Below are 12,409 nucleotides of genomic sequence, written 5' to 3' on the forward strand. Positions count from 1 at the left end.
CGCGCAGTGGAAGGTTGCCCGATCTTCCACTGGATAACGGCCGAGGAGCGGAATCTTTTTCTTGACGGAGGCAACATGGAATTCCAGATGCTGGAAACCGAAACCAACGGCACCATCATCAAGGTGGTAGGCGTTGGTGGTGCGGGCGGCAATGCCGTGCAGCACATGATCAACCGCGGCGTGCAAGGCGTCGATTTCATCGTGATGAACACGGACGCACAGGCGCTCTCGCGCTCGCGTGCATCGGCCGTGATTCAACTCGGCAACACGGGCCTCGGCGCCGGTGCGAAGCCGGAGATGGGCCGCGCGGCAGCAGAAGAAGCCCGTGAGCGCATCGCCGACGCACTGCGCGGCGCGCACATGGTGTTCATCACCGCCGGCATGGGCGGCGGCACCGGCACGGGCGCAGCCCCGGTCGTCGCGCAGATCGCCAAGGAGATGGGCATTCTCACCGTTGGCGTGGTGAGCAAGCCGTTCGAGTTCGAAGGCGGCAAGCGTATGCGCGTGGCGGAAGCCGGCTCGCAGCAACTGGAGGATCACGTCGACTCGCTGATCGTCGTCCTGAACGACAAGCTGTTCGACGTGATGGGCGATGACGCCGAGATGGACAAGTGCTTCCAGTGCGCGGACGACGTTCTGAACAACGCAGTCGCAGGCATCGCCGAAATCATCAACGTCGACGGTCTCGTGAACGTCGACTTCGAAGACGTGAAGACGGTGATGGGCGAGCAGGGCAAGGCGATGATGGGCACGGCGACGGTCGCCGGCGTCGATCGCGCACGCCTCGCGGCGGAACAGGCCGTGGCGAGCCCGCTGCTCGAAGGCGTCGATCTGTCGGGCGCGCGCGGCGTGCTGGTCAACATCACGTCGAGCCGTTCGCTGCGTCTGTCGGAAACGCGCGAAGTGATGAACACCATCAAGAGCTATGCTGCAGAAGACGCGACGGTGATCTTCGGTGCGGTGTACGACGACGCGATGGGCGACGCACTGCGCGTGACGGTGGTGGCAACGGGCCTCGGCCGCGCTGCGAAGAAGCAGCAAGCCGCGCCGATGCAACTGCTGCGCACGGGCACGGACAACCAGCCGATCCCGGCTCCGGCGGGTTCGTACGCATCGCAGCACAGCGGCCACGGCAACACGGCCGACTACGGCGCGCTCGACACGCCGGCAGTGTGGCGCACGTCGCGCGACACCGCGGCTTCGCACGTGCAGGCGCTGCAGGAAAAGGGCGTCGACACGTACGATATCCCGGCGTTCCTGCGCAAGCAGGCGGACTGACGCGCGAGCCGATCTGACTGCGGCAGGGCACGTGTTGCCCTCGCCCGCAGACAGACAGCGCGCTGCGTAGCAATGAAGGCGAGCAGGACCAGCAAGGCCGCATCCGCGAGGATGCGCGGCAGGGACGGTTGCCCGCCACGCGTTGAGCGTGGGGGAAAGGCGCGGTGTCGCCAGGCGTTCCTGTGTAACCTTGGAGTACATCGTTGCCCAACATTGCACGACGCCAGCGCGACACGCTTGCGCATCGTTGCGAAGGACGAGTCATGATCAAACAGGGTGAAACGCTGCCCGAAGCGACCCTCTTCGAGTTCGTCGAAGACGCGCGCGAGGGTTGCACGCTGGGGCCGAACAGCTTCGACGTGCAAAAGGAAGCGGCGAGCAAGCGCGTGGTGATCTTCGGATTGCCGGGCGCATTCACGCCAACGTGCTCCGCGAAGCACGTGCCGGGTTACGTCGAACACTTCGACGCGCTGCGCGCGGCGGGCGTCGACGAGGTCTGGTGCGTGTCCGTCAACGACGCGTTCGTCATGGGCGCGTGGGGACGCGATCAGCGTACCTCGGGCAAGGTACGCATGATGGCCGACGGCAGCGCAGCGTTGACTCGTGCACTCGGACTGGAGCAGGATTTGTCGGCGCGTGGCATGGGAATCCGCTCCCAGCGCTATGCGATGGTGGTCGACGACGGCGTGGTCAAGACGCTGCACGTCGAAGCACCCGGCAAGTTCGAAGTGAGCGATGCTGCGAGCATACTCGCCACGTTGACCCGCGCATGAGCGCGTTCGCGGGCGCGGCGTTGCCCCGAAGCAACGTGCACCTGCGGCGTAAATGTGACAGGCCATTACGTGAGCCCAGCGGGCCGATTACCCCGGGAACGCCTCCGTTCCGGGCATCGGCCCGCGCTCCATCCCCATTGGGTAACACGGGGAAACAGTTTGTCACGCCGGTGAAAACGACGGACCCGGCGCAACTGGAGTATAATTCGTGCTATGAATTAAAAAGTCCCGATTGGGATTTTCAATGAGCAAGAAGACCATGTTGAAGCAGCGAACCATCAAATCAATCGTGAAGACAGTCGGCATCGGCCTGCATTCGGGGCGCAAGGTCGACCTGACGCTCCGTCCGGCGGCGCCGAACACGGGCATCGTGTTTTCGCGCGTGGATTTGCCGACGCCGGTGGACATCCCCGCCTCGGCGATGGCGATTGGCGATACCCGCCTCGCCTCGGTGCTGCAGAAAGACGGCGCACGTGTCTCGACGATCGAGCACCTCATGTCCGCCTGCGCAGGCCTTGGCATCGACAACCTCTACGTGGATGTGACCGCCGAGGAAATTCCGATCATGGACGGCAGCGCGGCTTCGTTCGTGTTCCTGATCCAGTCGGCGGGTATCGAGGAGCAGAACGCTCCGAAGAAGTTCATCAAGGTCAAGAAGCCCGTTGAGATCCGCGACGGCGACAAGTTCGCACGTCTCGAGCCTTACTTCGGCTTCAAGCTCAAGTTCACGATCGACTTCCGCCATCCGGCTGTCGACAAGACGGGCCAGGCGCTCGAAGTGGACTTCGCGAATACCTCGTACGTGCGTGAAATCGCGCGCGCCCGCACGTTCGGCTTCGCGCACGAAGTCGAGATGATGCGCGAGCTCGGCCTCGCACGCGGCGGCAGCATGGACAACGCCATCGTGCTGGACGAGTACCGCATTCTGAACAACGACGGCCTGCGCTACGACGACGAGTTCGTGAAGCACAAGATGCTCGACGCGATCGGCGATCTGTACGTGGTCGGCCATCCGCTGCTGGCAGCGTACGACGCGTACAAGTCGGGCCACGGCCTCAATAACGCGCTGCTGCGCGAGCTGCTCGCGAATGAGGACGCCTACGAGATCGTCACGTTCGACGATCCGCAGAAGGCGCCGCGCGGCTTCGGCTACGAGGCACAGACCGCATTCGCCTGAGTTTCGAGCGTATAGGCAGTAAAAAGGGCAGCGATATGCTGCCCTTTTTCTTTTTGCGCGGCTTCGTGAGCGCGGTCGCGAGACCTGGGCGCACCGGATCAGCGCTTTTTCATGTGGCGCGCCGCCATCTTCGCGAGGGCTGCCTGCAGCGGCGAGGCCTCGAGCGTTTCGCTCAGCGCCTGAAGCGCTGCCGCGCCAACCGGCGTCATGCGCGCCTGCTTGGGCGGTGCCGGATCTTTCACGGCTTGAGGACGCACGCGGATGCGCACGCTGTTCAACGCCCAGCCGCGCGCCTGCAGATCGGCCACGAGCCGCGGCTCCAGATGCCGCAACCGCGCGGCGAGCGCGTTGTGCGCAGTGAAGAGGGCCAGCGTGCCGTCCTTGATGAAGCCGGGCTCGACGCTCGCCGCGAGATAGTCGGGCAGCAGCGCATTCAGGTCGCGCTGGATCGCCGCGATCTGCTCCACGCCGGCGCGCAGCGGCGCGAACGCGTCCGTGCGGCTCAGCACTTCGGCGAGCGGCTGGGGGGCGCGTGGTCCCCTGGACCTTGAAAACGGCGAGAAACGGCTCATGTGGCGTAAGGATGGGCGAGCGCGCAGGCGGCACTGCGATGTCGTCATTGTAGCCTGCGCACCGCTCATTCAAGCGCCTTCAGGCCATTCGGCCAGGGCCGCATCGCGGCCCTTCGCCGCCCGGCGGGAAGGCCGTCCGTGTGGGCACCGCGCGCGCCAGAGCCGTCTTCGCGCTGACACAGGCGGGTGAGAGGGCGCGTGCTAAAATGCCCGATTCGAATCCACCATTTTGGGCTAAAGCCGCCGAGGTCCCGCCGGTCCGGATGCGTAGTGCACACCCTGCACAACCCGCTGAACCCACCCTCAGGAATCCCGGCCGAAGCCGCGACGCAGACACCGATCCGATGACCACCGGTTTCTTACAGAAAATCTTTGGCAGCCGCAATCAGCGCCTGATCAAGCAATATCAGAAGACGGTCGCGGCGATCAACGCGCTCGAACCGAAGATCGAGCAGTACACCGACGAGCAGCTGCGCGCGAAGACGGCCGAGTTCCGCGAGCGCGTGGCCAAAGGTACATCGCTCGACGAACTGCTGCCCGAGGCGTTCGCCGTTTGCCGCGAGGCGAGCAAGCGCGTGCTGAAAATGCGCCACTTCGACGTGCAGCTGATCGGCGGCATGGTGCTGCATTACGGCAAGATCGCTGAAATGCGCACCGGCGAAGGCAAGACGCTCGTCGCCACACTGCCCGTCTACCTGAATGCGCTGTCGGGCCGCGGTGTGCACGTCGTGACGGTGAACGACTACCTCGCGCAGCGCGACGCCGAATGGATGGCGCGCCTCTACAACTTCCTCGGTTTGTCCGTCGGCATCAACCTGTCGCAGATGGACCACGCGACGAAGCAGGAAGCGTACGCCGCGGACATCACCTACGGCACGAACAACGAGTTCGGCTTCGACTACCTGCGCGACAACATGGTCTACGAGACCGAGGCGCGCGTGCAGCGTACGCTGAACTTCGCGGTGGTCGACGAGGTGGACTCGATCCTGATCGACGAAGCGCGTACGCCGCTCATCATCTCGGGCCAGGCCGAAGACCACACCGAACTCTACGTGCGCATGAACGCGCTGCCGCCGCTGCTCGAGCAGCAGATCGGCGAAGAGAAGGCCGACGGCACGGGCGTGGAAAAGCCGGGCGACTACACGCTCGACGAAAAGGCGCGCCAGGTATTCCTCACGGAATCGGGCCACGAGAAGGCCGAGCGCATGCTCTCCGAGTGGGGCCTGATCGGCCAGGGCGAAAGCCTCTATGCGCCGCAGAACATCACGCTGATGCACCATGTGTACGCCGCGCTGCGTGCCCACACGCTGTTCCACAAGGACCAGCACTACGTGGTGCAGAACGGCGAAGTCATCATCGTCGACGAATTCACCGGCCGTCTGATGGCCGGCCGCCGCTGGTCGGACGGCCTGCACCAGGCCGTGGAAGCGAAGGAACACGTGAAGATCCAGAGCGAGAACCAGACGCTCGCTTCGATCACGTTCCAGAACTACTTCCGCATGTACGCGAAGCTCTCGGGCATGACGGGTACGGCCGACACCGAAGCGTACGAATTCAACGAGATCTACGGCCTCGAAACGGTGGTGGTCCCGACGAACCGGACACCCAAGCGGATCGACAAGCAGGATCAGATCTACAAGACGGCGAATGAACGCTACGACGCCGTGATTCGCGATATCCGCGAATGCTACGAGCGTGGTCAGCCGGTGTTGGTCGGCACGACGTCGATCGAAAACTCGGAGCTGCTTTCGAACCTGCTCACGAAGGCCGGTCTGCCGCACGAAGTGCTCAACGCGAAGCAGCACGCGCGTGAAGCCGCGATCGTCGCTGAAGCGGGCCGTCCGCAGCGCGTCACCATCGCCACCAACATGGCAGGCCGCGGTACCGACATCGTGCTGGGCGGCAATGCGGAGAAGCAGGCAGCGTTTATCGAAGCCGACGAAGCGATTCCCGCCGACGAAAAGGCGCGCCGCATCCAGCAACTGCACGACGAGTGGCAAACGCTGCACGATCGGGTAAAGGCCGCGGGCGGTCTGCACATCATCGGCACCGAGCGTCACGAGTCGCGCCGGATCGACAACCAGCTGCGCGGTCGTGCGGGCCGTCAGGGCGACCCGGGCTCGTCGCGTTTCTATCTCTCGCTCGAAGACCCGCTGCTGCGCATTTTCGCGGGCGACCGCGTGCGCGCGATCATGGACCGCCTGAAAATGCCGGAAGGCGAGGCGATCGAGGCGGGTATCGTCACGCGTTCGATCGAGTCGGCGCAGCGCAAGGTCGAAGCGCGCAACTTCGACATCCGCAAGCAGTTGCTCGAATACGACGACGTCTCGAACGATCAGCGCAAGGTGATCTACCAGCAGCGCAACGAACTGCTCGAAGCGCATGACATCACCGAAACGATCGGCGCGATGCGTCATGGCGTGATCACCGACATCGTGCGCCAGTTCGTGCCGCACGGCAGTATCGAAGAGCAGTGGGACGTGCCCGAACTCGAAGAAGTGCTGCGCAACGAATGGCAGCTCGACCTCGCGATCCAGGAGATGATCAACGAGTCGTCGTCGATCGATGCCGATGAAATTCTCGAGGCCGTGCTCGCCGCGGGCGACGAAGCTTACGAGCAGAAGGTGGCGCTCGTGGGCCGCGAATCGTTCAGCGCGTTCGAGCGCTCGGTCATGCTGCAAACGCTCGACCGCAGCTGGCGCGAACACCTCGCGGCGCTCGACCACCTGCGTCAGGGCATCCATCTGCGCGGCTATGCGCAGAAGAACCCGAAGCAGGAGTACAAGCGCGAGGCGTTCGAACTGTTCGCCGCGATGCTCGAAGCCGTGAAGCTCGAAGTCACGCGTATCGTGATGAACGTGCAGATCCAGTCGCCGGAGCAGCTCGAACAGGCGGCCGAGCAGATCGAAGAGCAGGGCCATCATGTCGAGAACGTCGAGTTCCGCCATGCCGAATTCGCCGAAGCCGACGCGGCGCCGGCTCCGGCGCCTGCCGCACCGGTGGCTGCCGACGCCGCCGCTGCAATGGTGGGCGCGGCCATGAGCCATACGCCGCCGGTGGGCAGCGAAATGCCGAAGGTGGGCCGCAACGATCCGTGCCCGTGCGGCAGCGGCAAGAAGTACAAGCAGTGTCACGGCAAGATCGCGTGACGCAGGCTTGAACGTAGATTCCGGTGGCCCGCTTCCCATGGCGGGCCTTGCGTTTTGATTCCCGATGCCGGCCAGGCTCCAGCGCCCTGGCCGGCATCGCCATTTCGACAGGTCGCCACCATGGCTGTCAATTTCCCCTCGATTGATCCCGCACAACTTCATCCGGTCGCGGGCGTGACGCTCGGCTGGGCGGAAGCCAACATTCGCAAGCCCAATCGCAAGGACGTCCTGGTGATCTCCGTCGACGAAGGCGCGAGCGTGGCCGGCGTGTTCACGCTGAATCGCTTCTGTGCCGCGCCGGTGACGGTGTGCCGCGAACATCTCGCGAAGGTGCGCGCGGGCGGCAAGGGCATTCGTGCGCTGGTGGTGAACACCGGCAACGCGAACGCGGGCACCGGCGAGCCGGGCATGAAGCACGCCCGCGAGACCTGCGATGAACTCGCGCGCCTGGCCGGCCTCGAGTCCTCGCAGGTGCTGCCGTTCTCGACCGGCGTGATCCTCGAGCCGCTGCCGATCGACCGTTTGAAGGCGGGCCTTCCCGCCGCGCTGGCGAATCGCCGGGCCGCGAACTGGTACGACGCCGCGCAGGCCATCATGACGACCGACACGCTGCCGAAGGCCGTGTCGCGCCAGGTCACGGTCGACGGCCACACCATCACGTTCACGGGCATCAGCAAGGGCGCGGGCATGATCAAGCCGAACATGGCGACCATGCTCGGCTTCCTCGCTTTCGACGCGAACGTTGCGCAGCCCGTGCTCGACGAACTCGTGAAGTACGTGGCCGACCGCTCGTTCAACTGCGTCACCATCGACGGCGATACCTCGACCAACGACTCGTTCATCATGATCGCCTCGGGCAAGTCGAGCCTGCCCGCGATCACGTCGACGGACACGCCCGCTTACGCCGCGCTGCGCGACGCCGTGACGGCCGTCGCCCAGGAACTCTCGCAGCTCATCGTGCGCGACGGCGAAGGCGCAACCAAGTTCATGACCGTGCAGGTGGAAGGCGGCAAGGACGTGGCCGAGTGCCGCCAGATCGCTTACGCGATCGGCCATTCGCCGCTCGTGAAGACGGCGTTCTACGCATCGGACCCCAACCTCGGCCGTATCCTCGCCGCGATCGGCTATGCCGGCGTGACGGACCTCGACGTCGACAAGATCGACCTGTATCTCGACGACGTGCTCGTGGCGAAAGCGGGCGGTCGCAACCCGGACTACCGCGAAGAAGACGGCCAGCGCGTCATGAAGAAGAGCGAGATCCTGATCCGCGTGCTGCTCGGCCGCGGCGACGCGCAGGCCACGATCTGGACCTGCGACCTCTCGCACGACTACGTGAGCATCAACGCGGATTACCGCTCCTGATTTCAAGCGCGCTCACCACATGGACAAGCTCGAACAGTTTCTGACCCGCGCCGAAGCGCTGCTCGGCCGCCTCGAAGCCGTGTTGCCGCCGTCGGCGCCCGATGTCGACTGGAACGCGGCCGTCGCGTTTCGCTGGCGCAAGCGCCAGGGGCGCGGCTTCCTGCAGCCGGTGCCCGCGATCTCGCTGATCTCGCTCGACGACCTGCAGAACATCGACCGGCAGAAAGATCTCATCGACCGCAACACGCGCCAGTTCGTGCAGAAGAAGCCCGCGAACAACGTGCTGCTCACCGGCGCGCGCGGCACCGGCAAGTCGTCGCTGATCAAGGCCTGCCTGAACGCGTACGCGCAACAGGGCCTGCGCCTGATCGAAGTCGACAAGGACGATCTGCATGACCTCGGCGATATCGTCGATCTCATCTCGACGCGCCCCGAGCGCTTCATCGTGTTCTGCGACGACCTCTCGTTCGAGGAAGGCGAATCGGGCTATAAGGCGCTGAAGGTGGCGCTGGACGGTTCGGTGGCCGCGCAGTCGGACAACGTGCTGATCTACGCGACCTCGAACCGGCGTCATCTGCTGCCCGAGTACATGAGCGACAACGAGACGTACAAGCACATGCCCGACGGCGAGATTCATCCGGGCGAAGTGGTGGAAGAAAAGATCTCGCTGTCCGAGCGCTTCGGGCTTTGGGTGAGCTTCTATCCGTTCAAGCAGGACGACTATCTGACGATCGTCGCCCACTGGCTGCGCCATTTCGGCTGCGACGACGCCGAAGTCGAATCGGCGCGCGGCGACGCACTCGTCTGGGCGCTGGAGCGCGGCTCGCGTTCGGGCCGCGTGGCGTGGCAATTCGCACGCGACTGGTCGGGCAAGAAGGCGCAAGAGGCATGAGCGCCGAGGCCAACAGCGCAAACGACGCTTCCGCAACGACGCGCCCCGTGACGGAAGTCGCGGTGGGCGTGCTGGTGCAGCCCGATGGCCGCTACCTGCTCGCCCAGCGCCCCGAAGGCAAGCCTTATGCAGGCTACTGGGAGTTTCCGGGCGGCAAGCTGGAAGCGGGCGAGAGCGTCGAAGCGGCGCTCGCGCGCGAGTTGCACGAGGAACTGGGCATCGACGTGAAGGCGTGCCACCTGTGGCACACACTCGAACACGACTACCCGCACGCCTACGTACGGCTCTACTTCTGCAAGGTGACCGAGTGGACCGGCGAGCCGCACGGTCGCGAAGGTCAGGCGTTCGTCTGGCAGTCGCTGCCGGCGAGCGTCGAGCCGCTCTTGCCTGCGACGATTCCTGTGCTGGAGTGGCTTGCGGCGGAATAACGGCCTACGAGGCCGCCACGATGCAAAAGGCCGCTGTGCATCACGCGCGGCGGCCTTTTTTTCGCCTGGCGCAAGCGCGTCGCGGCGCTTTAATCGTTATTGGCGCGTATCCGTGGGCGGCGCGTCTTCCGGCGGCGTTTCATCGTCGGCGCCGCCAATACGGTACTTTTCGGCTGCCCATGCACCGAGATCCATTTGCTTGCAACGCTCGGAGCAGAACGGCCGGAAGCGGTTCTCCGGCACCCAGCGGACTTCCTTGCCGCAGCTCGGACATTTGACGACAGTGGTCATGCGATAGAACTTGGTTTGCGTTGAGTCTGGCCTGGCGACGCGTTTGCTTTCACAGGCTGCACAGCGTGAGCTGGAACGGCACGTCCTGATCGACGGCTCGCGGACGCAGATCGCCGTCCTGCACGGTGAAGCGCACCCACAGCATGTACTTGTTGGCGCTCGCTTCGGGAATCATGCGCAATTCCGGTGCCACGCGTACCTGCATGAGCTGATACGCACGGCCCGACAGCATCTGCTGATAGCTGCCCTGCATCGCCATCACCTTCGACGCCTGGCCCGACTCGCGCGCGAGTCGCAGCACGATGGCGGCGGCGTCGCGCAGCGGCAGCAGCGGCGTGACCCATTTCGCGATGTCCTGACGGCGTTGATCGGGATGCAACTGTTGCCAGGCGTAATACGACGGCAAATCGAACTTGCAGGTGCCACCGGGAATGATCGCGCGGCTGCGGATGCTCGTGAGCCACTCGTTGTCCATCAGATGCTGGCCCGTCTTGCCTTGCATCTGCGTGAGGCCGGCGAGCGTTTGCTCGATTTCGCCCAGCACGGTTTCGAGCGCATTCTGCTCGATGCCGGGATTGCCGCGGAACGGCGCGAGCGTTTGGCGCTGCCGCTCGAGTTCCTTCATGAGATCCGACTTCAGATCGGCGCGGCCTGCGACTTCGGCGATTTCGAAGAGCGTCGTGAGCGCGACGTGATGTTCCCTCGGATCCTCCTGGGTCAGGAAAAACGTGAAGCGCTCGAACAGGTCTTCGAGGCGCAGCAGCGTTCGGATTCGCTCGTTGAAGGGATACTCGTAAAGAATCAAGCGCGCTCGCCTCGGGCGTGGTGGGTGACGGATTGCAGGACATTCTAATGCCGTGGGACCACGGTCGCAATCGCGCCGGCCCGGCGCTATGCCGATGTGACCCGCTAATCGCGCGCCGATGGCGCGTTTTACGTCTTGCCGGCCTTTTCGGCCGCGAGCCTGAGATACGTCTGATGCAATGCGTCGACGTCCTGATCGAGCGATTCGAGCGTCGCGCCGTTGTCGTTTACCACCACGTTGTCGGCGGCCGCAAGGCGTGCCTCGCGCGTGGCCTGCCGCGCGATGATCGCGAGCACTTGCTCGCGTGCGAAGCCGTTACGGCGCATGACGCGCTCGATCTGCGTTTCCACGCTGCAATCGACGGCGAGCACGCGATCGACACGCGTCTTCCAGGTGCCCGACTCTACGAGCAGGGGCACGACCACGATGACGTAAGGCCCGCTGGCCTCTCGCGTTTCGCGTTCGGTCTCGGAGCGGATCAGCGGGTGCGTGATGGCCTCGAGCCGCTTGCGCGCGGACTCGTCGCCGAACACGAGCGCGCGCATGCGCGCGCGGTCCATCGAGCCGTCGGGCGCGACGAATTCAGGGCCGAATTCCGCAGCGATCTGCGCCATCGCGACGCCGTGCGGCGCGGTAATGCGATGCGCGATGAGATCGGTGTCGACGATCGTTACGCCGCGCGCGGCAAAGCCATCAGCAACCGTGGACTTGCCGCTACCGATGCCACCCGTCAATCCGACCGCGAACATTTGATCAGTTCCCCCACGCAAATACGCCATACAGCGGTGTGCCTGCAAACAATGTGACGAGCGCGCCAGCGGCCAGATACGGGCCGAACGGCAACGGTTCTTCGAAACGCATGCGTCCCGTCAACGTAGCGATGATGCCGACGAGCGCGCCGGCCACTGCGGCGATCACGACGATCTGCGGCAGCGCGCTCCAGCCGAGCCATGCGCCGAGCGCGGCGAGCAGTTTGAAGTCGCCGTGGCCCATGCCTTCCACGCCACGCAACAGCCTGAAGACCCAATAGACGCACCAGAGCGCCAGATAACCCGCAACCGCTCCGATCACCGCTTCGCGCAGCGTGACGAAGGTGCCGGCAAAATTGACCAGCAACCCGGCCCACAGCAGCGGCTGCGTGATCTCGTCGTGCAGCATCTGGTGTTCGAGGTCGATAGCGCTTGCGGCGATGAGCGTGGCGCACAGCGCGAAGGCGGCGAGCGCCTTGCCGGTGGGCCCGAAGGCGAGCAATGCGCCGACCGCGCAGGCCCCGCTCGCGATTTCGATGAGCGGGTAGCGCACGCTCACGCGCGCATGACAGTGAGAGCAGCGCCCGCGCAGCGCGAGCCAACTGAGCACAGGGATGTTTTCCCAGGCGCGCAAGACGTGGCCGCAGTGCGGGCACGCGCTGCGTGGGAGCCAGAGGTTGTAGCGCGCGGGCAACCCGTCTTCTTCGAAGAGCGGACCGGGCGTGCCGGTCGCTTCGGCCACATCGGCGCGCCACGCGCGCTCCAGCATGATCGGCAGCCGGTGCACGACGACGTTGAGAAAGCTGCCGATGACGAGCCCGAACGCAATGGCGAAGACCATGAGCACGCCGAATGGCAGACCGGCGAGAGCGGCTGCGAGCGGCGTTGCGGTATCGGGCGCGGACAGGAGTTGGGCGGGCATGAGACGGAACC

The 12,409-nt window shown here is 64.8% G+C and carries 12 protein-coding genes; 7 read left to right on the forward strand and 5 right to left on the reverse strand.

The window, feature by feature from the left end; all coding sequences use genetic code 11:
* Positions 1 to 75 precede the first annotated feature (75 nt).
* The 3 genes from ftsZ (at position 76) to lpxC (ending at position 3,228) form a co-directional block, all read left to right on the forward strand.
* A complete protein-coding gene (ftsZ, locus tag ACOJB8_RS36030) occupies positions 76 to 1,278 on the forward strand; it encodes a cell division protein FtsZ (RefSeq protein ID WP_475016931.1) in 1,203 nt (400 codons plus the stop codon).
* Between the two features lie 263 nt (positions 1,279 to 1,541).
* A complete protein-coding gene (locus tag ACOJB8_RS36035; protein WP_475016933.1) occupies positions 1,542 to 2,051 on the forward strand; it encodes a redoxin family protein in 510 nt (169 codons plus the stop codon).
* A 259-nt stretch (positions 2,052 to 2,310) separates the two neighbouring features.
* Entirely contained in the window at positions 2,311 to 3,228 is a 918-nt protein-coding gene (lpxC, locus tag ACOJB8_RS36040) for a UDP-3-O-acyl-N-acetylglucosamine deacetylase (protein ID WP_028207797.1), read from the forward strand.
* A 98-nt stretch (positions 3,229 to 3,326) separates the two neighbouring features.
* Here the strand turns inward: lpxC and ACOJB8_RS36045 are convergent, their stop codons facing one another.
* Entirely contained in the window at positions 3,327 to 3,800 is a 474-nt protein-coding gene (locus tag ACOJB8_RS36045) for a DciA family protein (RefSeq protein WP_069268493.1), read from the reverse strand.
* A gap of 344 nt (positions 3,801 to 4,144) precedes the next feature.
* Here ACOJB8_RS36045 and secA point away from each other — a divergent pair, with 344 nt between their 5' ends.
* From secA to mutT, 4 genes are all read left to right on the forward strand, one after another.
* Entirely contained in the window at positions 4,145 to 6,949 is a 2,805-nt protein-coding gene (gene secA, locus ACOJB8_RS36050; RefSeq protein WP_475016935.1) for a preprotein translocase subunit SecA, read from the forward strand.
* A gap of 120 nt (positions 6,950 to 7,069) precedes the next feature.
* Positions 7,070 to 8,311: a bifunctional glutamate N-acetyltransferase/amino-acid acetyltransferase ArgJ gene (argJ, locus tag ACOJB8_RS36055; RefSeq protein WP_368615866.1), complete on the forward strand. Its 1,242-nt coding sequence runs from the start codon at positions 7,070 to 7,072 to the stop codon at positions 8,309 to 8,311.
* A 19-nt stretch (positions 8,312 to 8,330) separates the two neighbouring features.
* Positions 8,331 to 9,203 carry an ATP-binding protein gene (locus tag ACOJB8_RS36060; protein ID WP_069268496.1) on the forward strand — a complete coding sequence of 291 codons (873 nt, stop codon included), beginning with the start codon at positions 8,331 to 8,333 and terminating at the stop codon, positions 9,201 to 9,203.
* Positions 9,200 to 9,631, forward strand: coding sequence for an 8-oxo-dGTP diphosphatase MutT (gene mutT, locus ACOJB8_RS36065; RefSeq protein WP_069268497.1), 432 nt, complete (start codon positions 9,200 to 9,202; stop codon positions 9,629 to 9,631). Before ACOJB8_RS36060 ends, mutT begins: the two co-directional genes overlap by 4 nt.
* 96 nt (positions 9,632 to 9,727) lie before the next feature.
* Here mutT and ACOJB8_RS36070 read toward each other — a convergent pair whose 3' ends face one another.
* The 4 genes from ACOJB8_RS36070 to ACOJB8_RS36085 form a co-directional block, all read right to left on the reverse strand.
* On the reverse strand, positions 9,728 to 9,922 hold the full coding sequence (locus ACOJB8_RS36070) for a DNA gyrase inhibitor YacG (RefSeq protein WP_069268498.1): 195 nt from the start codon (positions 9,920 to 9,922) through the stop codon (positions 9,728 to 9,730).
* A 49-nt stretch (positions 9,923 to 9,971) separates the two neighbouring features.
* Entirely contained in the window at positions 9,972 to 10,727 is a 756-nt protein-coding gene (zapD, locus tag ACOJB8_RS36075; protein ID WP_028207804.1) for a cell division protein ZapD, read from the reverse strand.
* Positions 10,728 to 10,855: 128 nt separating this feature from the next.
* Entirely contained in the window at positions 10,856 to 11,476 is a 621-nt protein-coding gene (gene coaE / locus ACOJB8_RS36080; protein ID WP_368729395.1) for a dephospho-CoA kinase, read from the reverse strand.
* Between the two features lie 4 nt (positions 11,477 to 11,480).
* Positions 11,481 to 12,398, reverse strand: coding sequence for a prepilin peptidase (locus ACOJB8_RS36085; protein ID WP_368605973.1), 918 nt, complete (start codon positions 12,396 to 12,398; stop codon positions 11,481 to 11,483).
* Positions 12,399 to 12,409 lie beyond the last annotated feature (11 nt).

The organism is Paraburkholderia sp. BR10141 (assembly GCF_056155635.1).

Bases quoted from the DNA above. Each gene is read 5' to 3' on its own strand.
- ACOJB8_RS36060 (WP_069268496.1), top strand. From the start codon at position 8,331: ATGGACAAGCTCGAACAGTTTCTGACCCGCGCCGAAGCGCTGCTCGGC.
- mutT (WP_069268497.1), top strand. From the start codon at position 9,200: ATGAGCGCCGAGGCCAACAGCGCAAACGACGCTTCCGCAACGACGCGC.
- lpxC (WP_028207797.1), top strand. From the start codon at position 2,311: ATGTTGAAGCAGCGAACCATCAAATCAATCGTGAAGACAGTCGGCATC.
- ftsZ (WP_475016931.1), top strand. From the start codon at position 76: ATGGAATTCCAGATGCTGGAAACCGAAACCAACGGCACCATCATCAAG.
- ACOJB8_RS36070 (WP_069268498.1), bottom strand. From the start codon at position 9,922: ATGACCACTGTCGTCAAATGTCCGAGCTGCGGCAAGGAAGTCCGCTGG.
- argJ (WP_368615866.1), top strand. From the start codon at position 7,070: ATGGCTGTCAATTTCCCCTCGATTGATCCCGCACAACTTCATCCGGTC.
- ACOJB8_RS36085 (WP_368605973.1), bottom strand. From the start codon at position 12,398: ATGCCCGCCCAACTCCTGTCCGCGCCCGATACCGCAACGCCGCTCGCA.
- coaE (WP_368729395.1), bottom strand. From the start codon at position 11,476: ATGTTCGCGGTCGGATTGACGGGTGGCATCGGTAGCGGCAAGTCCACG.
- ACOJB8_RS36045 (WP_069268493.1), bottom strand. From the start codon at position 3,800: ATGAGCCGTTTCTCGCCGTTTTCAAGGTCCAGGGGACCACGCGCCCCC.
- secA (WP_475016935.1), top strand. From the start codon at position 4,145: ATGACCACCGGTTTCTTACAGAAAATCTTTGGCAGCCGCAATCAGCGC.
- ACOJB8_RS36035 (WP_475016933.1), top strand. From the start codon at position 1,542: ATGATCAAACAGGGTGAAACGCTGCCCGAAGCGACCCTCTTCGAGTTC.